The following is a 25,829-nucleotide window of genomic DNA, read 5'->3' as shown; positions in this document are numbered from 1 at the left end:
ACCCGAATCAGGAGGAAACATGAACGCACGAGCGAATTTCCGCTACGGGCGCGACTTCGAAGTGGTGCAGCGCCTGCGCCCCGAGCCCGAGACCGCGCGCGAGACCGCCGCGCAGCAGGGCATCGACGACCTGGAGTTCGAGATCTTCCAGCACAAGGCGGGCATGATTGCCCTGGAAGGCAAGGAAACCACGATGCGCCTGGGCGCCTCCACCGCGATGCGCTGGGGCGACGTGGCCTTCGGCATCTACACCGCGCAGGGCGACCTCGCGATCTGCGCCACCGGCATCTACCACCACGCGGTGCTGTCGCAGATCCCCATCAAGTACATCGTCAAGCACTGGAAGGACGATCCCTCGGTGGGGCTGAAGGAAGGCGATTCCTTCTTCTACAACGATCCCTTCTACGGCGGCGTGCACAACGCCGACATGGGGCTGGCCATTCCGGTGTTCGCCGACGGCGAACTGGTGTGCTTCATCGGCGCGGCCGTGCATACCGGCGAGTGCGGCGGCTCCGAGCCGGGCGGCATGGTCAACGGCGCGCGCTCGCGCTACGACGAAGGGCTGCTGGTGACGCCGATCAAGATCGGCGAGAACTTCACGCTCAAGGAAGACCTGCTGGGCATGCTCGCCAACATGACGCGCGACCCGCGCACCATGCTGCTCGACATCAAGGCGCGGCTGGCGGCCTCGCGCATCGCCGAGCGGCGGGTGAAGGAGATCGTCGCCGAGAAGGGCGCCGACTTCTTCGTCGGCGCGCTGCGGCGGGTGCTGCGCATCACCGGCGAGGCGGCGCGGCGCAAGGTTGCCCGCATCAACGACGGCATCTACCGCCAGCCGCGCTTCATGGACACCACCGGCCCCGAGGACGCGCTGCTGAAGATCAACCTCGCGGTGAAGAAGCGCGGCGACCGCATCACGCTGCTGCTCACCGGCTCCTCGCCGGCGATCGCGGACCGCCCGGTCAACAGCTACTTCCAGGGCATCATCGGCCTGGCGATGGTGTATTTCTGCGGCTGGTTCTTCCACGACCTGCCCGCCAACAACGGCCTGCTCGAAAGCATGGACTGGGAGTTCGACGACGACTCGCTGGTGAGCGCGGGCGGCGACCTGCCGGTGTCCTACGCGCCGGCGACGCAGGTCGCCTTCACGCAGGGCATGTTCATGTGCGGCGCGCGCATGACCTACGCCATCGAGCCCGAGCGGGCGGTGGGCTGCTGGTACTCCGGCTTCGCGGTCACGCCCTACGGCGGCCTCAACCAGTGGGGCGAGCCGGTGGCGGACATCACGCCGGAGATCAACGCCACCGGCGGCGGCGCCTGCCCCGACGGCGACGGCGTCGATGCGGCGGGGGCGTTCTTCGCCACCATGAGCGACTGCGGCGACGTGGAAGCCACCGAGGCGGACCGGCCCTTCCTCTACCTGTTCCGCAACTTCTTCAGCAATTCCTACGGCCACGGCAAGTTCCGCGGCGGCTCCGGCGTGGGCTTCGGCGCGATGATCCACGGCGTGCCGGGGCTGGCAGTGGGCGGCATGGGCTTCGGCACGCGCTTTCCGGCCACGCTGGGCATCTTCGGCGGGCGCGCGGCGCCCACGGTGTTCGTGCAGGTGGTGTCGGGCAGCAACATGCCCGGCCTGCTGGCCGAGGGCCGGGCGCTGCCGCACAACCTCGACGAACTGTACGAGGGCGGCACGCCGGAAGCCGGACGGCGGCGGCTGCAGCACGTGAGCTTTCCGCCGCAGCCGCTGGCCGGCGGCGACACGATCTACGTGCCGGTGTCGGGCGGCGCGGGCTATGGCGACGTGCTGGAACGCGATCCGGAGCGGGTGATGGCCGACCTGCGGCGCAAGCTGGTGAGCCCGTGGGCGGCGCGCGAGATCTACCGCGTGGCCTACGACGAGGCTTCGCTGCACGTGGATGCGGCGGCGACCGGGGCCCTGCGCGCCGAGGCGCGGCGGGCCCGCATGGCGCGCGCCAGGCCCTATGCCGAGTTCGAGCGCGACTGGCTGCGGCAGGCGCCGCCGGCGCAGGTGCTGCGCTGGTACGGCCACTGGCCGGAGCCGGGCCGCCCGGCCCTGGCGGCCGCGGCCTGAGGTGCGCGCCATGGACTGGATCAAGCTGGACGGGCCGGATGAGCGCACGCTCCACGGCATGCTCGAGTGGCGCGCCCGCCGCCAGGCGGATGCGCCCTGGGTGTGGTTCCGCGAGCGGGTCATCACGTATGGCGAACTCGACGGCGACGCGGACCGCGTGGCCGCCGGGCTGGCCGCGCAGGGCGTCGCCAAGGGGGTGAAGGTCGCCGTCATGCTCGCCAACCGGCCGGCGTTCCTCGCCGCCTGGTTCGGGCTGTCCAAGCTCGGCGCGGTCGAGGTGCCGGTCAACACCGCGCACCGCGGCTACCTGCTGTCCTACCTGCTCGGGCAGGCGGACTGCGAGGTGCTGATCGTCGAAGCGGCCTTCGCCGACCGCGTGTCCGAACTGATGGCCGCGGCGCCGGACGCGCTGCCGCGCCTGCGCACGGTGGTGGTGCTCGACATGGAGCCGGGCGCATTGCCCCTGCCGGGGCGGACGGTGATGTCGTGGCGGGCGCTGGTGTCGAACGACGGCCGCTTCGAGCGTCCGGCGGTGCGCTGGAGCGACGCCATGGGCATCCAGTTCACCTCCGGCACCACCGGGCCGTCCAAGGGCGCCGTGCTGCCGCACAACTACGCGGTGCAGACCGCCGAGAGCGTGTGTGCCATCGCCCGCTACCGCGCGGAAGACTGCCTCTACAACGCCCTGCCGCTGTTCCACGGCAACGCGAAGTTCCTCTCCGCCGCGCCGTCGCTGCTGGCCGGAACCCGCATGGTGCTGGGCGAGCGCTTTTCCGCGCGCATCTTCTGGGACGATGTGCGGCGGCACGGCTGCACCGAGTTCAACTACATCGGCAGCATCCTGGCGATTCTGCTGAAGGCGGAGCCGCGCGCGGACGATGCCGACAATCCGCTGCGCGTCCTGTTCGGCGCCGGCGCCACGCCGGAGGTGCATGAAGCCTTCGAGCGCAGGTTCGGCGTGCGCCTGATCGAAGGCTACGGCATGAGCGAGATCGGCCTGGCGCTGGTGAGCGACCCGGACGATCCGCGCCCCGGCAGTTGCGGCAAGCCGCATCCCGACTGCGAGGTGGTGCTGGTCGACGACGACGGCGCCCCGGTCGGCGACGGCACGCCGGGCGAACTGCTGGTGCGGCCGAAGCGGCCGTGGTCGATGCTGCTGGAGTACTACGGCATGCCGGAGAAGACGGTGGCGGCGTGGCAGGGGCTGTGGTTCCACACCGGCGACACGCTGGTGCGAGACGCCGAGGGCTTCTACCGCTTCATCGACCGCAAGAAGGACGCCATCCGCCGCCGCGGCGAGAACATCAGCTCGTTCGAGGTGGAACGCCTCGTCGTCGGCCATCCGGCGGTGCTGGAGGCCGCCGCGCTGCCGGTGTCGTCCGAGCTGGGCGAGGACGAGGTGATGGTCTGCGTGGTGCGCAGGCCCGGCGAACGGCTGGAGGCGCAGGAACTCGTCGACTACTGCAAGGGCTTGATGGCCGGCTTCATGGTGCCGCGCTACGTGCGCTTCCTCGACGCCCTGCCCAAGACGCCCACCGAGAAGGTGCAGAAGTTCCGCCTGCGCGAGGAGGGCGTGACGCCGGACACCTGGGACCGCGAGCGGGCCGGCGTGGAGTGCGCATCATGAACGCGCGCAACGAAGCGGCCGAAGGCGGCGTGGAACTGGTGCCGGGCCTGGTCGAGGCGCTCGACGGAGCGGGGCGCTACGGCCTCATGGGCAGCCGCTGCCCGGACTGCGGTGCCTGGGCCTTCCCCGCGCTGGAACGCTGCCCGCGCTGCCAGGGCAGGCAGGCGCCCACGAGGGTCGGCACCGCCGGCAGCCTCTATACCTACACGGTCGTCCGCACGCGGGCGCCGTTCGGCCTGCCCGAACCCTATGCCGTGGGCTACGTGGACCTGGACGAATCCGGCCTGCGGGTGTTCGGGCTGATCGACCCGGCGGCGACGGACGGGCTCGAAGTCGGCCAGCGCATGGAGATCGGCCTGCGTTCCATCGGCGTGGACCGCCACGGCAGGCCCTGCCTGCGGCCGCTCTTCCAGCCGGCGGCGAGGGGGAAGCGGCATGACTGAACGCGTTTTTGTCGCAGGCATCGGCAGCACCGCCTTCGGGCGGCAGCCCGGCCGCAGCCTGCTCGATCTGGCGGTGGAGGCCGGCGCCGCGGCGCTTGCCGACGCCGGGCTCAAGCCGGCCGAGGTGGGCATGGGCGTGTTCGCCAACGCGCTCGCCGGCAAGCTGTTCGGCGATCTCACCGTGGGCCAGAACGTGTTCGCCGCGCTCGGCATGCCGCGCCTGCCGGTGGCCAACGTGGAAAACGCCTGCACCTCGGGTTCCACCGCCTTCTATCTCGCCTGCCTCGCGGTGCGCGCCGGCGAGGCGGACTGCGCGATGGTGATCGGCGCCGAGAAGATGTGCGTGCCGCAACTGGGCCTGCTCAGTTCGGGCGACAGCGAACTCGATACCCTGCTCGGCCTGGTGACGCCGGCCAGCTTCGCCATGCGCGCCCGCCGCCACATGGTCGAGTTCGGCACCACGGTGGAGCAGTTGGCGCAGGTCTCGGTGAAGAACCGCCGGCATGGCGTGCTCAATCCGCTCGCCCAGTTCCGCGGCGCGGTCAGCGTCGAGGAAGTGCTCGCCTCGCCGATGATCGCCGACCCGCTCACCCGCCTGCAGTCCTGCCCGATGGCGGACGGCGCCTCCGCGGTGATCGTCTGTTCGCCCGCCGTCGCGCGGCGCATCGGCGCGCGGGTCGCGGTGCGCGCGGCGACGCTGCTGTCGGGCGACTACGACAATCCGCAGGACATGGTGCGCTGGCGCACCGACCGCGAGGGCATCGAGCGGGCCTACGAGCATGCCGGCATCGGCCCCGCCGATCTCGATCTGGTCGAGTGCCACGACGCCTTCTCGATCGCCGAGATCCTGCACTACGAAGCGCTCGGCCTGTGCGCGCCGGGCGAGGGCGGCAGGCTGGCGGCGGAGGGCGCGACCGCGCTGGGCGGGCGCCTGCCGGTGAATGTATCGGGCGGGCTGATCTCGCGCGGCCATCCGGTGGGGGCGACCGGGGTGGAGCAGATCGTGGAGCTCACCCGGCATCTGCGCGGCACCGCGGGCGAACGCCAGGTGGCGGGCGCGAGGGTGGGCCTGGCCCACTGCATGGGGGGCGACCGCGCCGCCGACACGAAATCGATGACGGTGGCGATCCTCGCCGGCTGACCGGCGCCGCGCGCATCCGACGAACAGGGAGACGACAACGACATGAAGAACGACGAAACCGCAGCGGCCGCCGACGCCGTCGCGCAGGAGGTTGGCGCCGAGATGTACCGCAGGGACCGCGTGGCGCAGCGCCTGGGCATGAAGATCGAGGAGGTGCGGCCCGGCTTCGCGCGCATCGCGATGACGGTGATCGAGGACATGATCAACGGCCACGGCATCTGCCACGGCGGCTACACCTTCGCGCTTGCCGACACGGCCTGCGCCTACGCCTGCAATTCCTACAACGTGAATACGCTGTCGCAGGCCGTCAACATCGTGTTCATGGCGCCCGCCCGCCTGGGCGAGACCCTCGCCGCCGAAGCCGTGGAGAGCAGCCACGCCGGCCGCACGGGGAGCTACGACATCAAGGTCTACGGCGACGGCCGGCGCGTGGTCGCGGTGGCGCTCGGCCAGTGCCGCAGCCTGCGTGGCCGCCTGGTGGAAAGCCTGCCATCGCTGCGCGACAGCGCCTGATCCCGTCGGCCTGAGCGGAACGGGTTTGTCGAGGAGGAAACATCGACATGAATAGAACGAACGATCGATATGAGCTTGCCCAACTGCGGATGGCCTGCAACCCGGCGGCGCTGGCGATGCGCGCATCGCCGGCGCGCCGCGTCACCCCGGGCCGGCTGGCCGCGGCCGTCCTGCCGGCGACGGTGATCGCCGGGCTGCTGTACGCCGGGCTGTTCATCAAGCCGGCGCCGTCCGGGCAGGCGGTGCCGCTGCCGGTGCTGGAGCGGCGCGATGCGTTCTTCGGCATCGACATGCCGGCGAGCGGCGTGGTGTGGGCCGCCGGCAGCCGCGGCAAGATCGTGCGCAGCGACGACGGCGGGCGGACCTGGGCGCGGCAGGCGGCGCCGACCGCCGAGCACCTGCAGGACATCGCCGCGTGGGACGCGCAGCGCGCCGTCGCCGTGGGCAACCGCGGCGTGCTGCTGAGGACCGAGGACGGCGGCCGGCACTGGTCGAACGTCGCCGTGCCGTTGTCCGCCGTCGACAACAAGCTGCTGCGGGTCCGCACCACGGCGGACGGCCGGGCGTTCGCCGTGGGCGAGATGGGGGCGCTGCTCGGCAGCCGCGACCACGGGCGCAACTGGCAGCGCCTGATGCCGGAGCAGGACGTCGGCCTCAACGGCGTCGCCGTCGTCGGGGACCGGGTATGGGTCGCCGGCGAGCGCGGCCTGATCCTCCATTCCGCCGACGGCGGCGCGACCTGGGTCCGCCAGCCGGTGCCGGTGGCGCGCAGCCTGACGGCGGTCGCCTTCCGCGACGCGCGGCGGGGCGTGGCCGTCGGCCTCAACGGAACCATCCTGACGACCGAAAACGGCGGCCTGGACTGGAACGATCGTTCGATCCGGGATACACCCCATCTCTACGACGTCGCCCACGACGGCGAAGGCTGGTACGCCGTCGGCGAGCGCGACCTGCTGCTGCAGGCGGACGCCGAGGCCGGCGCGTGGCGGGCATCCCGCGCCACCGGCACGTCGCTGGCGTGGCATTCCGAGATCGCCATCCGCGACGGCCGCCGGCTCTACGCCGGCCCCGGCCCCTCCCTGGCGGCGCAGGCCGCGGCGGGCATCCCGCCCGCGAACGACGGCAAAGGACCACAGCAATGAAGGACGCCACCTATCGCAGACTGGGCGATTTCGTCGCCCTGTGCATCCGCCGCCGGCTCGCCGTGCTGGCCCTGCTCGGCGGCCTCACCGCCGTGTTCGCATGGCTCGCCGCCGGGGTGTCGGTGCGCACCGTGTTCTCCGACCTCCTGCCGGCGGCGCACCCCTACGTCCAGGTCCATGACCGCTTCAAGGGCGGGTTCGGCAGCTCGAACATGGTGTCGATCATGCTGGAGGTGGAGGAGGGCGACATCTTCCGCCCCGACGTGCTGGGCGAACTGCGCCGGCTGACGCGCGACCTGCAGAGGGTCGATGGCGTCGATCCCTTCCAGATCGTGTCGCTGGCATCCAGGAAGCTCAAGGAGGTCCGCGCGTCGAACGACGGCATCGAGATCCGCCCGCTGATGTGGCCGGACGTGCCGGCCGACGCGGCCGGCATCGCCGCGCTGCGCCAGGCGGTGATGGGCAACCCGATGGCCTACGGCGCCTATGTTTCCACCGACTTCAAGGCGGCGCTGGTGACGGTGGATTTCTACGACCACCTGCTGGACTACCGCGCCGTGTTCGAGCAGGTGCGCGCGCTGACCGGCGAGCTGGAGCGGCGCGGCGCGGGCCAGGGCATCCGCGTCAGCGTGGTGGGCGAGCCGATGCTGTACGGCTGGGTGGATCACTACCTGCCCGAGACCCTGCACATCTTCCTGCTGACCCTGGGCGCGCTGGTCCTGCTGCTCCTGCTGATCACCCGGAGCTGGCGCGGCACGCTGGTGCCGCTGACGGCGGGTGCCGTCAGCGCGGCATGGGCGCTGGGCGGGGCGCGGCTGATCGGCTATCACCTCGACCCGCTGGTGATCGTGGTGGCCTTCCTCATCACCGCGCGGGCGATCTCGCACTCCGTGCAACTGGTGACGCGCTTCGACGAGGAGATGGCGCGCGACGCCGCCGCGCCGCAGGCCGCGCTCGCCGCCAGGGCCGCCATGCTGGCGCTGTTCAAGCCGGGCATGCTGGGCGTGGTGGCCGACGCGGGCTGCATGATCGTGGTGATCCTGACGCCCATCCCGCTGCTGCAGAAGGTCGCCGTCATCGGCACGATGTGGGTCGCCACCATCGCAGTGAGCGCGGTGGTGCTGACGCCGGTGCTGCTGTCCTGGGCGCGCCGCGCGCAGGCGGCCGTGCATCCGGTCGACCTCGGACCGGCCCTGGCGCGGGTGCTGGGCCTGTGCACCGCGCTGGTCCGCGCGCGCCGGGCGAGGGCGCTGGTGCTGGCCGCCACCGCGCTGGTGTTCGCCGGCTCGCTGGCGTATGCCTTTAGGCTCAACGTCGGCGATGCCAATCCGGGTTCGCCCATCCTGTGGCCGGACTCCGGATACAACCGCGATGCCGCCCGCATCAACGCGCGCTTTCCCGGCGCCGACCGCATGTTCGTGGTGGCCGCCACCGGCCGCGCCGACGGCCTCAAGGACCCGGCCGTGCTGGACAACCTCGCCGGGCTGCAGCGCTTCATGGACGCCCAGCCCGACGTGGGCGCGAGCGTGTCGCTGGCCGACGTCGTGCCCACCGTGAAGCGGACGCTGCGCGAAGGCAGCCCGCGCTACGAGGAGTTCGGCAACTCCCCGGAAGAAAACGGCGAACTGCTCTACCTCTTCATCTCGGGCGCCGACCCCGGCGACCTCGAACGCTATGCGGACAGCCGTTTCGCCAACGGCGCGGTGACCTTCTTCTTCCGCGACCACCAGGGGGAGACCATCCGCACCGCGGTCGAGCGGGTCAAGCAGTACGCCGCCGAGCACCCCCTGCCGGGCGGCGGCGAGTACCTGCTCGCCGGCGGGCTGGTCGGGGTGCTCGCGGCGGTCAACGAGGTGATCCTGGCCGGGCAGATCGAAAGCATCGCGCTGGCGCTGCTCGTCCTCGTGCTGTGCTGCACGGTGACCTACCGCTCCGCCGTGGCCGGGATGTTCTTCATGGTGCCGGTGGTGCTCTCCAACACCCTCACCTTCAGCTACATGGCGTGGAAGGGCATCGGCATGAACATCAACACCCTGCCCATCGCCGCGCTGGGCATCGGCCTGGGGGTGGATTACGCGTTCTACATCGTCGACGGCATCCGCGAGGAACTGCACAAGCATCGCGACCTCGACCGCGCCATCGCGAATGCGCTGTCGAGCGCCGGCAAGGGGGTGCTCGTGACGGCGCTGACGCTCACCGCCAGCGTGATCCTGTGGGCGTCGTCGTCGCTGCGCTTCCAGGCGGAGATGGGGCTGCTGATGGCGCTGTGGCTCGGCGTCTCCGCCTGCTGCGCGCTCTTCGTCATGCCGGCGATGGTCCGCGTCTTCCGTCCGCGCTTCATCGTCGGCGCGCCGGACGGGATGCGCCCGAGCCCGCTCGCCGCACCCGCCTGACGCCCGTTTTCCGCCGGCTGCCCGGCGATGGCGGGCAGGACCGGGCAGCCGCAGCAAATCAACCAAGGAGGAGACAGATGAAAAGAACGACCTCGCCGATCCGGCCGCGGGCGCATGCCCTGCTGATCGCCCTGGCATTGGCCGCGACCACGGCCGCCGCCGACGACGGGCCTGAGTTCCACCTCGGCGGCTACGTGCGCGCCGCCGCGTCGGTCAACCTGCAGGACGCGCCGGAAACGCGGCAGGACGACGCCGGCACCCTGTCGATGCTGCGCGGCACCCTGCTGCTGGACGGCGACGCCCGCATGGGGCCGTTCCGCGTCAAGGGCATCGCGCGCGCGGTGCGCGAATACCAGACCGATTATCTCGACCGGCTGGAGAAGCGGGTGAAGGCGGGCACGCCCGGCGGGCCGGGCTCCGACATGATGGACTACCTCTACAACGAGGCCGAGATGCGCGAGCTGTACGTCGAATTCGACGCCTCCGACCGCGTGCAATTCAGGCTCGGCAAGCAGCAGGTGGTGTGGGGCGAGACCGATTTCTTCCGCGCCATGGACGTGGTGCACGGCTTCGACTACCGCTGGCGCGCCTTCCTCGAGCCCGAGAACGAGGAACTGCGCAAGCCGCTCATCCTCGCCAACGTGATGATCCAGGTGCCCGAGGCGCAGGGCGCCCTGCAGTTCCTGTTCCGGCCGGGCTGGGATCGCAGGCAGGACATCGGCAACACGGCGGACCTGGCCGGCGGGCGCTGGCGGCCCCAGCCCTACCGCGGCGTGGATACCCTGTCGGCCACCGACTACGACCCGCGCCACCCCGAGGGCGACGTGCGCGACAAGACCTGGGGCGCGCGCTGGAGCGGCAGGGCGGGGCCGGTCAACTACTCGCTGGCCTACTTGCAGACCTACAACCCCGATCCGGTGCTCAATTCCGCCTTCTTCCCGTACAAGAAGGCGCCGGGCGGCCTTCTGGGCGACTGGATACATCCGCGCAACGACGTCGTCGGCGCGACCCTGTCGGGCTACGTGCAGCCCATCGACGCGGTGCTCAGCACCGAGCTGGTCTACACCAAGGACGCAGCTTTCAACACCGGCAGCAGGAGCCTGTTCCCCGGCGTGCTCCCCGAGGGGCTGGGCGGCATCCTGCGCCGCGACACCTTCACCACGATGCTGCGCATGGACAAGAACCTGGACCTGCGCAACCTCATCGGCACCAGCAAGCAGTCGATGTTCTCGGTGCAGTTCTTCAACACCCGCATCCTGGATTTCGACCGCCAGGACGACATCGTGATGAACGTGGGCTACGCCACCCGCAAGAAGCGGGATTCCGCGCTGCTCACCGCCCTGCTGGGCATGCACTACGACGGCGACCGCATCAACCCGCAGATCGCCGCGGGCTGGGACATGAGCTACGGCGGGGGCTTCGTCATTCCCAGCGTGGATGTCGTCATGGGCGACCTGTGGCGGCTCAAGGTGGAGGCCGACCTGTTCTTCGGCGGCAAGCCGCGCCGGCCGGGCGACCTCGACAGTTCCACCAGCACGATGGGCTACTTCCGCGACAACAACCAGCTCTACGTCCGCCTGACACGCCAATTCTGAGCGGCCCGTTACCGAACATCACAGGAGGAGACATGAACAACGATACCGCCCGAACCGCCGCCCGCTGGATGCTCCTGCTCGGCATGGCGCTGGCTCCGGCCTGGGCCGCCGCCGCCGAAGTCGCGCCCGGCACGGTCATCAACGCCGCCAGCCTCGACAAGCTCAAGACCGAGAGCTTCGAGGGCAAGACCATCGCCAGCATGCTCACCGAGCGCATGGAGTACATGATCCGCAACCACGGCCTCTACATCAGGCTGCGCAAGTCGGCGCCCATCGCGCCCGACCCCCGCCTGCTCGAGGTCACGCGCAAGAACGCGGCGAACGTGAGCTTCGATGCGGCCACCCGCAGCGTGAAGGGCTGGACCGCCGGCCTGCCCTTCCCGGACGTGTCGGAAAAGGACCCCCACGCCGGCGAGAAGCTCATCTGGAACATGCGCTACGGCTCGATGATGGGCGACCAGCCGGTCGAGGACCTGCACTTCCTGATGGTTGATTTCGACAAGGGGCTCGACCGCGTGCAGAAATGGCAGATCAAGCGCTACATGACCGTGGGACGGCTCACCGGCGCGAAGACCTTCGAGGGCGATGGCAGCGAATATTCCCGCACCCTGCTGTACGCGACCTATCCGCACGACATCCGCGGCATCGGCACCTTCACCATCCGCTACACCGACCCGGCCAAGGTCGACGACAGTTGGGTGTATGTGAAGTCCGTGCGCCGCGTCCGGCGCCTGTCGGGCAACGCCTGGATGGACCCCATCGGCGGCACCGTGTCCCTCAACGACGACATCGACGGCTGGGATTCGCCGCCGTCGTGGTACCGGGAGGTGAAGCTGGTGGGCAAGCGCTGGGTGCTCGCCGTCGCCCACGGCAAGCAGGCGCTGGTGGACGGCAAGGCGACGCCGGAGGAGAGCTACCCGCAGGTGGATTTCAAGACGCCGCCCTTCATCAACACCCACGACGAATGGGAACCGCGCGAGGTCTGGGTGATCGAGGGCGTGCCGCCCGACGAGCATCCGTACGGCAAGAAGGTGGTGTACATGGACACGGCCTTCCCGCGCGTCTACATGGCCGAGATGTACGACAAGAAGGGCGAGTTCTGGAAGTTCTTCACCTGGCACCAGAGCACCGTGCAGGGCAAGGACGGCTTCCGGGCCATCGGGCCGCTGCAGGGCGAGCAGGTGGACGTCAAGGCGCGCAAGGCCACGATCTTCGTCGGCGACCTGCGGGTCAACGAAGCCATGAGCGCCGACGACGTGACGCTCGGCAAGCTCGAGGCCGCCGGCCGCTAGCGGACGGGCACGATACGCAGCCGGCGAAGGAGGGGGCTCCTTCGTCGTTGCCCGGCCTCGGCCGGGCTTTTTTTGTCTGTGGCGGCCGGGCCGGGTTGCTTCCCGGCGGCGGGCGCAGGAAACGGGAGGCGGGCCGGCGCCGGCTGCGGCATCATGCCGGACTGCAGCGCGAGCGGAGCAGCGATGACGACGACCGAATCCCGTACCGATTCCTACCGCCGCGCCACCGCGTACATCGCCGGCGTCGACGCCGAGGTAGCGGCTGATTCAGTGCAGCTTGAGCCGCCCAGACACCCGCTGCTGCAATAGCCGCGCCAGCGCCAGCACCGCGGTCTTGCCGGTGCCGAGGATGGCGCGGTGGTGGTTGAGGTGCAGCGACATGTACATCCACTTGGCGATCAGGCCCTCGACGAAGAAGTTGCGCCCGGACAGCCCGCCCATCAGGTTGCCGATGCCCTTGTTCTCGCCGAGCGACACCAGCGAGCCGAAGTCGCGATAGACGAAGGGTGCGTCGATGCGGCGCTCCTGCAGCGCGGCCAGCAGCACGCCGGCGAGGTAGCCGGCCTGCTGGTGGGCGGCTTGGGCGCGCGCCGGCACCAGCTTGTCGCCCTGCCAGCGGCAGGCGGCGCAGTCGCCCAGCGCATAGACGTTGGGCACCGAGGTCTCCAGCCGGTCGTTCACCACGAACTGGTTGATGCGGTTGGTCTCGAGGCCGAACTCGCGGTTGGCATCGGCCGCCTTGATGCCCGCCGCCCACACGATGATGTCGGCCGGGATCTCGCCGGCGGTGGTCAGCAGGCGGTCGCGCCGGACCTCGGTGACGCGGGTGGCGGTGAGTACCCGCACGTTCTTGCGCTCCAGCGCCAGGCGGGCCTGTGCGGAGATCTGCTCCGGCAGCCCGGCGAGGATGCGGTCGGCCGCCTCCACCAGCGCGATGTCGAGGCGGAAGCGCTGCTCGCTGCCCAGGCTCTCCAGCAGTTCGTTGTGCGCCTCGATCAGTTCGGCCGACAGTTCCACGCCGGTGGCGCCGCCGCCGACGATGGCGATGGACAGCGTCTTCTCGGCGGAGAACGAGGCGCGGGCGAAGGCGGCGAGCAGCTTGGCGTGGAAGCGCTGGGCGTCGCTGGCGTGTTCCAGCACGTGGGCGTGCTCGGCGCCGGGCGTGCCGAAGGAGTTGGAGCCGCTGCCCATCGCCAGCACCAGCCGGCCGAAGCTGATCGTGCGGGTCGGCACCAGCACGCCGCCATGTTCGTCGCGGGTCTCGCCCAGCGTGAGCAGGCGGCGCTCGCCGTCCAGCCCGGCGAGTTCGCCGAGCGCGAAGCTGAAGTGGTTGCGCCGCGCCAGAACCGGGTAGGACAGGCCCTCCTGGTGGGCGTCGAGCGTGCCGGCCGCCACTTCGTGCAGGGTCGGTTTCCAGATGTGGAAGACCGCGCGGTCCACCAGCAGCACCCGTTCGCGCCCCTGGCGCGGCCCGAGCTTGCGCCCGAGCCGCGCGGCGAGTTCCAGCCCGCCGGCGCCGCCGCCGACGATCACGATGTCGAAATGCATGGGTCGCCTCGTTGTATGGGATGGCGCGCAGTATCGCCCGGACCTGCGGACGGCGTCACCGTCGCCGCGTCCGCCGCGCCGTCACGGCGCTGCAGCCCTGCGGCGGCTGGGGAAGCGCCGCTACCCGTGGCCCGTCGTCTTCGAGAACAGGTTGAGGACGAGCACGCCGGCGACGATCAGCACGATGCCGACGATCGCCGGCAGGTCCAGCGCCTGGCCGTAGATGAGCCACGCCGCGAGGGCGATCAGCACCACGCCGGCACCGGACCACACCGCGTAGGCCACGCCCACCGGAATCGTCCGCAGCGTGAGCGACAGGAAGAAGAAGGCGACCGCGTAGCCCGCCACCACGATCAGCGACGGCCACAGGCGGCTGAAGCCCTCGGACGCCTTCAACGCCGAAGTCGCGATCACCTCGCTGACGATCGCCACGGAAAGGAAAAGCCACTGCTGCATGGATGAAATCCTCTGTTCGGGCCGGTGCGGTGCATTCGACCGCACGCCGCCCATCGTTGTCCGGCGCAATCCTGCCATCAAAGTCCGTTGCGCGGATCGTGCCGACGCGGCAGATTGTTGGCAGTGACAAAGCCAATGTGGCATCCGATGCCTGCCGATCCGCGCCCGCTGCCCGAACTCGTCTCCTTCATCGAAACGCTGCCCGAGCCGCACATCCTGTGCGACCGCGACTACCGCATCATCGCGGCCAACGCGGCCTACCGCAGTTCATGCGCCGGGGGGCGCAGCGTCGTCGGGCGGACCTGCTACGAGGTCTCGCACCGCTACAGCGTGCCCTGCGACCGCGCGGGCGAATCCTGCCCGCTCGCCAGGAGCCTGGATTCCGGCCAGCGCGAACGCGTGCTGCACCTGCACCACACGCCGCGCGGCGAGGAGTACGTCAACATCGAGCTTTCCCCGGTGCGCGATGCGGCCGGCGAGATCACCTGGTTCGTCGAGAAGATGGAGCCGATGCCCGTCGCCCGCGGCGTCTCCGGCCACCATGGGCTGATCGGCCGCGCGCCGGCTTTCCGGCGCATGCTCGAACTGGTGATGCGGGTGGCGCCGTCGGACGCCAGCGTGCTGCTGCAGGGCGAATCCGGCACCGGCAAGGAACTCGTCGCGGCCGCCGTGCATCAGGCCAGCCGGCGCGCCGACCGTCCCTTCGTGGTGGTCGATTGCTCCGGCCTGCCCGAGACCCTGTTCGAAAGCGAACTCTTCGGCCACGAGCGCGGCGCCTTCACCGGCGCGGTGGCGCGCAAGACCGGGCTGGTCGAGGCGGCCAGCGGCGGCACGCTCTTTCTCGACGAGGTCGGCGACATCCCGCTGGGCATGCAGGTCAAGCTGCTGCGCCTGCTCGAAACCGGCACCTATCGCCGCGTCGGCTCCACCGAACTGCGCCGTGCCGACGTCCGCCTGGTCTCCGCCACGCACCGGCCGCTGCAGCAGATGATCCGCGAAGGGCGCTTCCGCCAGGATCTCTACTTCCGCATCAACACCTTCCCCATCCGCGTGCCGCCGCTGCGCGAGCGAACCGGGGACCTGCCGCTGCTGGCATCCTCGCTGCTCGAACGGGTGGCGCCGCACCGCGGCCTCGCGCTGTCGCCGGCGGCGCTGCGCATGCTGGCCGCCTATCCCTTCCCGGGCAATGTGCGCGAGCTGCGCAACGTGCTCGAGCGCGCCAGCCTGATGTGCGACGGCGAGGTCATCGGCCCTGGACACCTTGCAGAGGAAGTCCGCCGACCCGCCTCCCTGCCGGCGGACGAAGCCGGCGGCGGGCAGGGCGCACCGGCCGCCGATGCCACGCCGGACCTGGGGGAGATCCAGCGCCAGGCCCTGCTGCAGGCCCTGCGCGGGCATCGCGGCAGCCGCCGCGAACTGGCGCGCAAGCTCGGCATGAGCGAGCGCACGCTCTATCGGCGGCTGCGCGCGCTCGGGCCCGAGGGGCCGGGCGACTGACGACTGCCAGGGTGCAGTGGCAGTGATCTGACGATTCTGGCGGATCTGGCAGTCCCCCTCCCGCGGCGAGGCCCGGTTCCACGGCATGGCGGGTGGATTCGCATGTGGCACGACGCTTGCACAAGGAGATGCCGGAGCGAAGCCGCGCCGCAATCGCCGTCCGATCGCCGCCTCTACGGTCACCCGCCCCTGGGACGGCTGTTGCGAGGCTCATCCCCCGGCGGCTTCGCTTCGCCTTTTCCATACCAATGCCACCCGCAAGCCTGCCCCGGAGAGCCGCCATGTCCGCCCGTCTAGAAGATCGCCGCAAGTTGCTGATCGCCACCGCCGGTGCAGGCGCGGCGGCGGCGGCCGCGAGCGCCGTACCCTTCGTCGCCAGCCTGACGCCGTCGGCGCGTGCACGCGCGGCAGGGGCGCCGGTGGAGGTCGACGCCGGCAAGCTCGCCGCCGGCGAGATGACGACGGTGGAATGGAAGGGCAAGCCGGTGTGGATCCTGCGCCGTACGCCGCAGATGCTGGCGACGCTCGAAGGCCACGAGGGCCGGCTCGTGGACCCGGCATCCGGGCAGGCGCAGCAGCCCGGGTACGCCGCCAACCGCCACCGTTCCGTCAAGCCCGAATTTCTCGTCGTGATCGGCATCTGCACGCACCTGGGCTGTTCGCCGTCGGAGAAGTTCGCACCGGGCGCGGCGGGCGGCATGAAGGACGACTGGCCGGGCGGATTCCTGTGCCCCTGCCACGGCTCGATCTTCGACCTTGCCGGGCGCGTGTTCCGCAACCAGCCCGCGCCGACCAATCTCGAAGTGCCGCCCTACAAGTGGCTGTCCGATGCCCGGCTCCTCATCGGAGAGGACGACGGCGGCGATGCGGCGTGACACCGCGCAGCGGCGGGGACGCGCCGGCCGGGGATGCGAAGCGGACTCCCGCAGCGGGTGCGCGTAGCCGCGTCCGGCCTCCCATAGCCGCCGGCGACCGTGACACCCTCGCACGCCCGGCTGCCGCGCCGGCCATGCGCCATGCGCTCATCGGCACATGCGTCGCCACTCGTCCGTTTCGTGCCGACACGGCTCCAGCGCCGCCGGAGCCTGCGCGCCGCGATGAAGCCGCATAGGTGAAAATGCGGCGGGCCGCGGCCGCGACACCGCGACGTCCGCCGGCCCTCGGGCAGAGAACGCGGGGACCGTCATATGCCCGCCATCTACATTCGGGTACATCCTCAGGCCGCCCCCCCGCTAGCATGGCGTCCGGCATGCTCTGCCGGACGGCGTCGCCGCCGGCGGGCACCCTTCTTCCAGGACGTCGAAAGACGGGAATCCGCATGAAACCTGTTTCCGTGCCGCTGCCCGCGTGGCGGCGCCTTCTTGCCCGCGGCGGCCCGATGCTGCTGGCGACCCTGGCGCTGTCGGCCTGCATGACCGTCGGCCCCGATTACCACGCGCCGCACGTGGCGGTGCCGGCCGCATGGTCGGTGGCCGGCGATGGCCGCGGCAGCGATCCCGCCGTGCTCGCGGCGTGGTGGCGGCAGTTCGACGATCCGGTGCTGGACGGCCTGGTGGCCGATGCGCTGGCGGCCAATCTCGATCTCGCCACCGCGCGGGCGCAACTGCGCGAGGCGCGGGCGCGGCGCCTGCTGGCGGGCGCCCAGCTCGGCCCGTCGGTGGATGCCTCGGGCAGCGCGCGGCGTTCGCGTTCCAGCGCCGAGAGCGGCAGCGGCAGCGCCGTCAATCTCTACAGCGCCGGCTTCGACGCGAGCTGGGAGCCGGACGTGTTCGGTGGCCTGCGGCGCGGTGTCGAGGCGGCCGAGGCCGATCTCGGCGCGGCGGTGGAAAGCCTGCGCGACGTCCGGGTGTCGCTGCTGGCCGAGGTGGTGCTGAACTACGTCGAACTGAGAACCACCGAGCGCCGCCTGGCGGTGACCGAGGCCAGCGTCGCCGCGCGCGAGGAAACCCACGCGCTGACCGGCTGGCGGTTGCAGGCCGGGCTGGTGTCGGAGCTGGACACCGCGCAGGCGCTGACCGAGCTGGAAAGCGCGCGCGCCGCGCTGCCCGCCTTGCGCACCGCCATCGTCGAGGCCCGCAACCGGCTGGCGGTGTTGTGCGGCCGTGCGCCGGGCGAACTGGCGGTGCGGTTGAGCAGTACGGAGACGACGGGCGTGGCGATTCCGCTGGCCGCCGAGGCCGTCTTCGCCGGCATCCCGGCCGACGTGCTGCGCCAGCGCCCCGACGTGCGCGCCGGCGAGCGCCGGCTCGCCGCCCAGACCGCCCGGCTGGGCGAGGCGCAGGCGGCGCGCTACCCGAGCTTCAGCCTGTCCGGCTCGATCGGCGTGGAAGCGCTGCGCCTGGGCGCGCTCGGCAACAGCGGCGCGGTGGCCCGCTCGCTGCTGGCCGGCGTCACCGCGCCCATCTTCGATTCCGGCCGCATCGCCGCCAACGTCGAGATCCAGGACGCGCTGCTGGAGCAGGCGCGCGTCGCCTACCAGGGCGCGGTGCTGACCGCGCTGGAAGACGTCGAGAACGCGCTGGTGGCGGTCGCCAACGGCACCGAACGGCACACCCAACTCGCGCGTGCGACCGCGGCGGCGCAACTGACCCTGCAGATCGCCCAGCACCGCTACGCCACCGGCCTGACCGACTTCCTCACCGTGCTCGACAGCCAGCGCACGCTGCTCGGCCTCGAAGACGAACTCGCCAGCAGCACCGGCGATCTCGCCAGCGCGCAGATCCAGCTCTACAAGGCGCTCGGCGGCGGCTGGTCGAGCGCCCCCGCCGATGAACCCGGCAACGCCTCATGAACGAGACCCGCATGCAGAACGAAGACAAGGCCGGCGCGCCGGCGACCGGCCTCCACGCCATCCTCGCCGCCAACGGCCGCGGCGGCCTGCGGCGCTGGCGCCTGCCGCTGCTCGGCGTGGCCGTAGCGGCGGTCATCGCCGCCGTGCTGGTGTTCAGGGGCAACGGCGAGGCGAACAGGCCGCAGTACCGCACCGAAACCGCGAGCGTCGATACCCTGGTCGTCGAGGTCTCGGCCACCGGCAATCTCGAACCGACCAACCAGGTGAACGTGGGCAGCGAACTTTCGGGCACCGTCGCCACGGTGCTGGTGGACGACGACGACAGGGTGAAGAAGGGCCAGGTGCTGGCGGTCCTCGACCTATCGAAGTTCGAGGACGCGGTGGCCAAGTCGCGCGCCGCGGTGGCGGTGGCCGAGGCCGGGCTGAAGCAGGCCGAGGCCACCGTGGTCGAGGCGCGCGCCAAGCTCGCGCGCTACCGCGAGGTGGCGCAGCTTTCCGGCGGCAAGGTGCCGTCCAAGACCGAGATGGAGACCGCCGAGGCGGAGTTGGCGCGCGCCGAGGCCAACGTCGCCAGCACCCGGGCCGCCATCGCCGAGGCCAAGGCGGCCTTGCGCACCGACGAGACCAATCTCGGCAAGGCGCAGATCCGCTCGCCGATCGACGGCGTGGTGCTGGCGCGCTCGGTCGATCCCGGCCAGACGGTGGCGGCCTCGCTGCAGGCGGTGACGCTGTTCACCCTGGCCGAGGACCTTTCCAAGATGGAACTCAAGGTGGACGTGGACGAGGCCGACGTCGGCCAGGTCAAGGCCGGGCTGAAGGCGAGCTTCACCGTGGATGCCTGGCCGGGGCGCCGCTTCGAGGCGGAGATCACCCGCGTCGGCTTCAACGCCACCGACGACAACGGCGTGATCTCCTACCCGGCGGTGCTGCGGGTGGACAACGGCGACCTCAGCCTGCGCCCCGGCATGACCGGCACCGCCGAGATCACCACGCTGGTGCGCGACAACGCGCTGCTGGTGCCCAACGCCGCGCTGCGCTTCGCGCCGCCGATAAGCGCCGCGCCGCAGAAATCCGGCGGCGGCGTGTTCGGTTCGCTGATGCCGCGTCCGCCGGCGAGCACGCCGAAGGCGGCCGCGCCGGCCGTCGGCACCGACGGCAGCCAGCGCATCTGGGTGCTGCGCGACGGCCAGGCGGTGCCGCTGCAGGTCAAGGCCGGCGCCACCAACGGCCGCCACACCGAGATCGTCGGCGGCGAACTGCAGGCCGGCATGGCGGTGATCACCGAAGCGCTGGGCGTCAAGCGATGAGCGCCCCCGCCCGGCCGCCCGAAGGGGGCGCTCTTCCTCCCCTGGGGAGGATGTCACGCAGTGACAGGAGGGTCGTTCAATGAGCGCAGCCGAACCGCTGATCCGGCTCGACGCCATCACCAAGACCTACGGCCGCGGCCAGGCGGCCTTCCAGGCGCTGAAGGGCATCACCCTCGACATCGGCGAAGGCGAGTTCGTCGCGGTGATGGGGCCGAGCGGCTCGGGCAAATCCACGGTGATGAACATCCTAGGCTGCCTCGACACGCCCACGACGGGCAGCTACCTGTTCCAGGGCGCCCACGTCGAGCGCCTGTCGCGCGACGAGCGCGCGCTGCTGCGGCGGCACTTCCTCGGCTTCGTGTTCCAGGGCTTCAACCTGCTGGCGCGCACCACCGCGCTGGAGAACGTCGAGCTGCCGCTGATCTACCGCGGCGAGCCCGCGGCCTCGCGCCACGCGGCGGCGCGCGAGGCGCTGCGGCTGGTGGGGCTGGAAGGCTGGGAGCACCATGCGCCCAACGAGCTGTCCGGCGGCCAGCAGCAGCGGGTGGCGATCGCGCGCGCCATCGTCACCGGCCCCAAGGTGCTGCTCGCCGACGAGCCCACCGGCAACCTGGACACCCACAACAGCCAGGAGATCATGGAACTGATCGCCGGCCTCAACCGCGAACGCGGCATCACCGTGCTGATGGTGACGCACGAGCCCGACATGGCCGCCCACGCCCGGCGCATCGTGCGCTTCGTCGACGGCCGGGTGGACAGCGACCGCCGCAACGAGGAGCGCGCCTGATGTGGTGGAACACCCTGCAACTGGCGATGCGCGCCATCCGTCGCAACCTGATGCGCTCCTTCCTCACCATCCTCGGCGTGGTGATCGGCGTCGCCGCGGTCATCACCATGGTGACGCTGGGCAACGGCGCGACGCAGTCGGTGTCGGACCAGATCGCCAGCATGGGCAGCAACCTGCTGATGGCGCGGCCCGGCCAGCGCTTCGGCCCCGGCGGCGAGGACGCGCCCCAGTTCAAGGCGGCCGACGTCGACGCGGTGCGCAACCAGATCGGCGGCGCGGCCGCGGTGGCGCCGGTGGTGAGCAGCAGCGTCACCGCGGTGTATCAGGCGCGCAACTGGAGTGCGGTGGTGACCGGCACCACCGACGCCTACTTTTCCGCCGGCAACTGGACGTTCGCCGCCGGGCGCAGCTTCACCGAGGCCGAGGAGCGTTCCGGCAAGGCGGTGTGCGTGATCGGCGAGACCGTGCGCGACAAGCTCTTCGGCCAGCAGAACCCGGTGGGCGCCGAGATCCGCATCAAGCAGTTCGCCTGCGAGGTGGTGGGGCTGCTGCGCTCCAAGGGCCAATCGGCGATGGGCTCGGACCAGGACGACACCATCGTGATGCCGCTGCGCACCGTGCAGCGCCGCCTCACCGGCAGCCTCGACGTGCGCATGGTCATGGTGTCGGTGGCGGGCAATGCCTCCATCGACGCGGTGAAGGCGCAGTTCGAAGCGCTGCTGCGCGAACGGCGCAAGATCGGCGAGGGCGAGGAGGACGACTTCCGCGTGATGGACACGCGCCAGATCGCCGAGGCGCTCACCGGCACCACCCGCATCCTCACCATGCTGCTCGGCGCGGTGGCGGCGGTGAGCCTGCTGGTGGGCGGCATCGGCATCATGAACATCATGCTGGTGTCGGTGACCGAGCGTACCCGCGAGATCGGCATCCGGCTGGCGATCGGCGCACTCGAACGCGAGGTGCTGCTGCAGTTCCTGATCGAGGCCGTGGTGCTGTCCAGCCTGGGCGGGCTGATCGGCATCGCGCTCGCCACCGCCGCGTCGCTGGCGCTGACCGCGGTGATGCAGGTGCCCTATGTGTTCGACCCGACGATCAACGTGATCTCGTTCCTGTTCTCGGCGGCGATCGGGGTGCTGTTCGGCTACTTCCCGGCGCGCCGCGCCGCGCGGCTCGACCCCATCGAGGCGCTGCGCCATGAGTGAGGGCGGGCAATGCCCGCCGGCCGGCCGCCTCAGTCCCAGGCCAGTGCGCCCCCCGTCTGGTACTCGGTGACCCGCGTTTCGAAGAAGTTCTTCTCCTTGCGCAGGTTGGCCTGCTCGTCCAGCCACGGCAGCACGTTCTCGGCCCCCGGGAAGGGTTCGGCCACACCCACCTGCCGCGCCCGCCGGTTGGCGATGAAGCGGAACTGCTGGACGTGCAGCTCGGCGTTGTAGCCGAGGATGGGCTCGCGCAGGATGTAGCCGGCGTAGGCCGCCTCCGCCGCCTCGGCCTCGTCCCACAGCGTGCGCAGCGCGTCCGGGGCGAGGGCGAGGTTTTCTTCCTTCAGCAGTTCGCGCACCACGCGGATGCCGAAGGCGCAATGCAGCACCTCGTCGCGCATGATGTACTGCAACTGCTCGGCGGTCCCCTTCATCAGGCCCCGCCGCTGCAGCGCGAAGATGGGGGTGAAGCCGTTGTAGAACCAGCAGCCCTCGAAGACGACCGCGAAGAAGAAGTACGAGAGCGCGAATTCGTGCAGCGCGTCGCGGTTGGCGAGGTCGAAGTCGGAACGCATCACCCGCTCCAGGCGCTGGCTGGCCAGCCGGATCTTGCCGTGGATCTCGGGAACGACGCGGTAGCGGTTGTAGATCTCCTGCTGGTCCAGGCCGATGCTCTCGATGCAGTGCTGGTAGGTCCAGGTGTGCAGCGCCTCTTCATAGACCTGGCGCGCCTGGTAGATCTGCAGCTCGGGCGCGCTCATCTTCTCCATCACCGCAAGGCCGATGTTCCGCATGGCCAGGATGTCGGACGTGGTGAGGTAGGCCAGCACGTTGGAGAAGACGTGGCGCTCGGCCCCGGTGAGCTTGTGGTGGTAGTCGTGGACGTCCTGCGCCATGCCGATTTCCAGCGGCGTCCAGTGGTTGCGGTTGGCCTTGAGGAAGAATTCCCACGCCCAGGGGTACTTGAACGGCGCCAACTGGTTGATGTCCGTCTTGCCGTTGACGATGCGCTTGTCCGCCGCATTGACGGGAGCGAGGCTTGGCGGGGCGGACGGTGCCGCCTCCCCGCCGGCGGGCGCGGCCGGCGCGAGCGCGGCAGTGCCCGCCGGAGCGGGTGCGCCCGGCATCGCACGGGTCGCGGCCGGCGCCGCCGGCATGTCCCAGTCGTCGAAACGCAGCGCGCTCATTGGCAAGCCTCGCATTCCGGGTTGTCGATGCTGCAGAAGCGGGGCGCCTCCTGCGCCGGGGCGTCGTCGCGCGCGCCCGCCTTCTCGGTCTGGCTGGCGCCCAGGGTGCGCAGGTAGTAGGTGGTCTTGAGGCCCCGCACCCAGGCGAGCTTGTAGAGTTCGTCCAGCTTCTTGCCCGAGGGCAGGGCGAGGTAGAGGTTGAGGGACTGCGCCTGGTCGATCCACTTCTGGCGGCGGGCGGCGGCTTCGATGAGCCACCGCGGGTCGATCTCGAAGGCGGTGGCGTAGCGTGCCTTGAGTTCGTCCGGAACGCGGTCGATGCGGGCGAGCGAGCCGTCGAAATACTTGAGGTCGGCAGCCATGACTTCGTCCCACAGCCCCAGCGCCTTCAGGTCGCGCACCAGCGCTTCGTTGATGACGGTGAATTCGCCGGACAGGTTCGACTTGACGTAGAGGTTCTGGTAGGCCGGCTCGATGCTGGCCGACACGCCGACGATGTTGGAGATGGTCGCCGTCGGCGCGATGGCGACGCAGTTGGAGTTGCGCATGCCGTAGCGGGCGATGCGCTCCTTCAGGCTCGCCCAGTCCAGGCTCGCGCTGCGGTCGGTGTCGAGGTAGCCGCCGCGGTCGGCCGCGAGCAGGTCGAGGGATTCGTGCGGCAGGATGCCCCTGTCCCACAGGCTGCCGGCGAAGCTCGAATAGCGGCCGCGTTCCCGCGCCAGTTCGGTCGATGCCCGGTAGGCGTGGAAGCACACCGCCTCCATGCTGCGGTCGGCGAACTCGACGGCTGCCGGCGAGGCGTAGGGCAGGCCCAGCCGGTACAGGCAATCGGCAAAGCCCATGATGCCCAGCCCCACCGGGCGATGCCGCAGGTTGGCGTTGCGCGCCTTGGGCGTGGCGTAGAAGTTGATGTCGATCACGTTGTCCAGCATGCGCATGGCCGTCTGTATCGTGCGCGACAACTTCTGCAGGTCCAGCTCGCCGTCCTTCAGGTGCGCCGGCAGATTGACCGAGCCCAGGTTGCACACCGCGGTTTCCGAAGCCGAGGTGTTGAGCGTGATTTCCGTGCACAGGTTGGAGCCGTGGACCACGCCCGCATGCTGCTGCGGAGAGCGCAGGTTGCAGGCGTCCTTGAAGGTGATCCACGGATGCCCGGTCTCGAACAGCATGGTGAGCATCTTGCGCCACAACTGCACCGCCGGAATCTTCTTGTGCAGGCGGATCTCCCCCGCCGCGGCCCTGGCCTCGCAGGCCAGGTAGGCTGCCTCGAACGCCGCGCCGAACTTCTCGTGCAGGTCGGGCACGTCCACCGGCGAGAACAGCGTCCACTCGCCGTTTTCGTGCACGCGCTTCATGAACAGGTCCGGAATCCAGTTGGCGGTGTTCATGTCGTGGGTGCGGCGGCGCTCGTCGCCGGTGTTCTTGCGCAGCTCCAGGAATTCCTCGATGTCGAGGTGCCAGGTTTCCAGGTAGGCGCAGACCGCGCCCTTGCGCTTGCCGCCCTGATTGACGGCCACCGCGGTGTCGTTCACCACCTTGAGGAAGGGGATCACCCCCTGGCTCTGGCCGTTCGTCCCCCTGATGCGGCTGCCCAGGGCGCGCACCGGCGTCCAGTCGTTGCCCAGGCCGCCGGCGTACTTCTGCAGCAGCGCGTTCTCCTTGATGGCCTGGTAGATGCCGTCGAGGTCGTCGTCGACGGTGGTGAGGTAGCACGACGACAACTGCGGATGCATCGTGCCGCTGTTGAACAGCGTCGGCGTCGAGCACATGAAGTCGAAGCTGGAGATGAGGTCGTAGAACTCGATGGCGCGGGCCTCGCGGTCGATCTCGCCCAGCGCCAGCCCCATCGCGACGCGCATGAAGAAGATCTGCGGCAGCTCGATGCGCTGCCCTTCGACGTGCAGGAAATAGCGGTCGTAGAGCGTCTGCAGGCCCAGGTAGCCGAACAGCAGGTCGCGTTCCGGCTTCAGCGCCGACGCCAGCCGGACGAGGTCGTATTCGGCCAGGCGGGGGTCGAGCAGGCCGGCCGCGATGCCGCGCCCGACGAACTCCGGCAGGTATTCGGCATAGGCCGGCGCCATGTCCTGCGGCGCCACCGCGCGGCCGGCGACCTCCTGCACCAGGCTGCCGAGCAGCAGGCGGGCGGTCGCTTGGTCGTAGCCCGGTTCGCGCTCGATGAGGGCGCGCGCGGCGAGGATGAGCGCCTGCTGCACGTCGGCCATGGCGACGCCGTCGTAGAGGTTCTTCAGCGCCTGCTCGAGGATCAGCCGTGCCGACACGCCTTCGTCCAGGCCGGCGCAGGCAGCCTCGCAGGTCTCCAGCAGCGCGGCCACGTCGAGCGGGCGGCGTTCGCCGTCGACCGTGACGTGCAGCGCCGGCGCGCCCCGGGCCTCGGCCAGCGCCGCGCGTTCCGCCGCCCGGCGCTCGCGGTACAGCACGTAGGCGCGCGCCACGTCGTGCTCGCCGGAGCGCATCAGCGCCAGTTCGACCTGGTCCTGGATGTCCTCGATATGCACCGTGCCGCCGTCCGGCAGCCGGCGGGTCAGGGAGCGGACGACGATGTCGGTCAGGCGCGCCACCAGTTCGCGGACGCGCGACGACACCGCGCTCTGGCTGCCCTCGACGGCGAGGAAAGCCTTGGTCATCGCAAGCGCGATCTTTTCGGGATCGAAGGCGACGACGGCGCCGTTGCGGCGGATGACCTGAAGTGCGGCGAGCGCGGATTCGCTGCCGACGGGCAGTGCTGATACGTTCGAGGACACGGCGATTCTCCGGATCGGGGGGCGGGGAACCGGCGGAGCATGCCGCACGCAAGCCGG

Annotated in this window: 19 protein-coding genes; 15 read left to right on the top strand and 4 right to left on the bottom strand. The window is 70.6% G+C overall.

Going from position 1 to position 25,829, the window contains the following annotated elements:
- Positions 1-19 precede the first annotated feature (19 nt).
- The 9 genes from CCZ27_RS15935 to CCZ27_RS15895 all read left to right on the top strand — a co-directional run bounded on the left by CCZ27_RS15935 (position 20) and on the right by CCZ27_RS15895 (position 12,238).
- Entirely contained in the window at positions 20-2,092 is a 2,073-nt protein-coding gene (locus tag CCZ27_RS15935; protein WP_096449773.1) for a hydantoinase B/oxoprolinase family protein, read from the top strand.
- 10 nt (positions 2,093-2,102) lie between these two features.
- Positions 2,103-3,719, top strand: a complete 1,617-nt coding sequence (locus CCZ27_RS15930; protein WP_198363150.1) for an AMP-binding protein — start codon at positions 2,103-2,105, stop codon at positions 3,717-3,719.
- On the top strand, positions 3,716-4,162 hold the full coding sequence (locus tag CCZ27_RS15925; RefSeq protein WP_096449769.1) for a Zn-ribbon domain-containing OB-fold protein: 447 nt from the start codon (positions 3,716-3,718) through the stop codon (positions 4,160-4,162). Before CCZ27_RS15930 ends, CCZ27_RS15925 begins: the two co-directional genes overlap by 4 nt.
- Complete coding sequence (locus CCZ27_RS15920; protein ID WP_096449767.1) at positions 4,155-5,303, top strand: thiolase family protein; 1,149 nt, start codon at positions 4,155-4,157, stop codon at positions 5,301-5,303. Before CCZ27_RS15925 ends, CCZ27_RS15920 begins: the two co-directional genes overlap by 8 nt.
- A 42-nt stretch (positions 5,304-5,345) precedes the next feature.
- Positions 5,346-5,816, top strand: a complete 471-nt coding sequence (gene paaI / locus CCZ27_RS15915) for a hydroxyphenylacetyl-CoA thioesterase PaaI (protein WP_096449765.1) — start codon at positions 5,346-5,348, stop codon at positions 5,814-5,816.
- A 47-nt stretch (positions 5,817-5,863) separates the two neighbouring features.
- Positions 5,864-6,958: a WD40/YVTN/BNR-like repeat-containing protein gene (locus tag CCZ27_RS15910; protein ID WP_096449763.1), complete on the top strand. Its 1,095-nt coding sequence runs from the start codon at positions 5,864-5,866 to the stop codon at positions 6,956-6,958.
- Complete coding sequence (locus CCZ27_RS15905; RefSeq protein WP_096449761.1) at positions 6,955-9,351, top strand: efflux RND transporter permease subunit; 2,397 nt, start codon at positions 6,955-6,957, stop codon at positions 9,349-9,351. Before CCZ27_RS15910 ends, CCZ27_RS15905 begins: the two co-directional genes overlap by 4 nt.
- Positions 9,352-9,428: 77 nt before the next feature.
- The gene (locus tag CCZ27_RS15900) at positions 9,429-10,946 is read left to right on the top strand and encodes a DUF1302 family protein (RefSeq protein ID WP_198363149.1); all 1,518 of its coding nucleotides are present in this window, start codon (positions 9,429-9,431) and stop codon (positions 10,944-10,946) included.
- Positions 10,947-10,978: 32 nt separating this feature from the next.
- Complete coding sequence (locus tag CCZ27_RS15895) at positions 10,979-12,238, top strand: DUF1329 domain-containing protein (protein ID WP_198363148.1); 1,260 nt, start codon at positions 10,979-10,981, stop codon at positions 12,236-12,238.
- Between the two features lie 267 nt (positions 12,239-12,505).
- Here CCZ27_RS15895 and CCZ27_RS15890 read toward each other — a convergent pair whose 3' ends face one another.
- Together CCZ27_RS15890 and CCZ27_RS15885 are read right to left on the bottom strand one after the other, a co-directional pair.
- Positions 12,506-13,786 carry an NAD(P)/FAD-dependent oxidoreductase gene (locus tag CCZ27_RS15890; RefSeq protein WP_096449759.1) on the bottom strand — a complete coding sequence of 427 codons (1,281 nt, stop codon included), beginning with the start codon at positions 13,784-13,786 and terminating at the stop codon, positions 12,506-12,508.
- 120 nt (positions 13,787-13,906) lie between these two features.
- Positions 13,907-14,242 carry an SMR family transporter gene (locus CCZ27_RS15885; RefSeq protein WP_096449757.1) on the bottom strand — a complete coding sequence of 112 codons (336 nt, stop codon included), beginning with the start codon at positions 14,240-14,242 and terminating at the stop codon, positions 13,907-13,909.
- 147 nt (positions 14,243-14,389) lie between these two features.
- Here CCZ27_RS15885 and CCZ27_RS15880 point away from each other — a divergent pair, with 147 nt between their 5' ends.
- From CCZ27_RS15880 to CCZ27_RS15855, 6 genes are all read left to right on the top strand, one after another.
- Positions 14,390-15,739, top strand: a complete 1,350-nt coding sequence (locus tag CCZ27_RS15880; protein WP_096452670.1) for a sigma-54 interaction domain-containing protein — start codon at positions 14,390-14,392, stop codon at positions 15,737-15,739.
- 281 nt (positions 15,740-16,020) lie between these two features.
- Positions 16,021-16,614 carry a ubiquinol-cytochrome c reductase iron-sulfur subunit gene (petA, locus tag CCZ27_RS15875; protein WP_096449755.1) on the top strand — a complete coding sequence of 198 codons (594 nt, stop codon included), beginning with the start codon at positions 16,021-16,023 and terminating at the stop codon, positions 16,612-16,614.
- Positions 16,615-17,057: 443 nt separating this feature from the next.
- Positions 17,058-18,530 (top strand): efflux transporter outer membrane subunit, encoded by a 1,473-nt coding sequence (locus tag CCZ27_RS15870; RefSeq protein WP_198363147.1) that lies wholly within the window; start codon positions 17,058-17,060, stop codon positions 18,528-18,530.
- Positions 18,531-18,541: 11 nt separating this feature from the next.
- The gene (locus tag CCZ27_RS15865; protein ID WP_198363146.1) at positions 18,542-19,837 is read left to right on the top strand and encodes an efflux RND transporter periplasmic adaptor subunit; all 1,296 of its coding nucleotides are present in this window, start codon (positions 18,542-18,544) and stop codon (positions 19,835-19,837) included.
- Positions 19,838-19,916: 79 nt separating this feature from the next.
- Positions 19,917-20,624, top strand: a complete 708-nt coding sequence (locus tag CCZ27_RS15860; protein WP_096449749.1) for an ABC transporter ATP-binding protein — start codon at positions 19,917-19,919, stop codon at positions 20,622-20,624.
- The gene (locus CCZ27_RS15855) at positions 20,624-21,826 is read left to right on the top strand and encodes an ABC transporter permease (RefSeq protein WP_096449747.1); all 1,203 of its coding nucleotides are present in this window, start codon (positions 20,624-20,626) and stop codon (positions 21,824-21,826) included. Before CCZ27_RS15860 ends, CCZ27_RS15855 begins: the two co-directional genes overlap by 1 nt.
- 29 nt (positions 21,827-21,855) lie before the next feature.
- Here CCZ27_RS15855 and CCZ27_RS15850 read toward each other — a convergent pair whose 3' ends face one another.
- Together CCZ27_RS15850 and CCZ27_RS15845 are read right to left on the bottom strand one after the other, a co-directional pair.
- A complete protein-coding gene (locus CCZ27_RS15850; RefSeq protein WP_096449745.1) occupies positions 21,856-23,010 on the bottom strand; it encodes a ribonucleotide-diphosphate reductase subunit beta in 1,155 nt (384 codons plus the stop codon).
- Positions 23,007-25,772 carry a ribonucleoside-diphosphate reductase subunit alpha gene (locus tag CCZ27_RS15845; RefSeq protein WP_232516444.1) on the bottom strand — a complete coding sequence of 922 codons (2,766 nt, stop codon included), beginning with the start codon at positions 25,770-25,772 and terminating at the stop codon, positions 23,007-23,009. Before CCZ27_RS15845 ends, CCZ27_RS15850 begins: the two co-directional genes overlap by 4 nt.
- Positions 25,773-25,829 lie beyond the last annotated feature (57 nt).

It is taken from the genome of Thauera sp. K11 (assembly GCF_002354895.1).
Taxonomy (GTDB): Bacteria; Pseudomonadota; Gammaproteobacteria; order Burkholderiales; family Rhodocyclaceae; genus Thauera; species Thauera sinica.
Note: the sequence above shows the minus strand (reverse complement) of the source record. Positions and strands in the feature narration are given on the sequence as shown.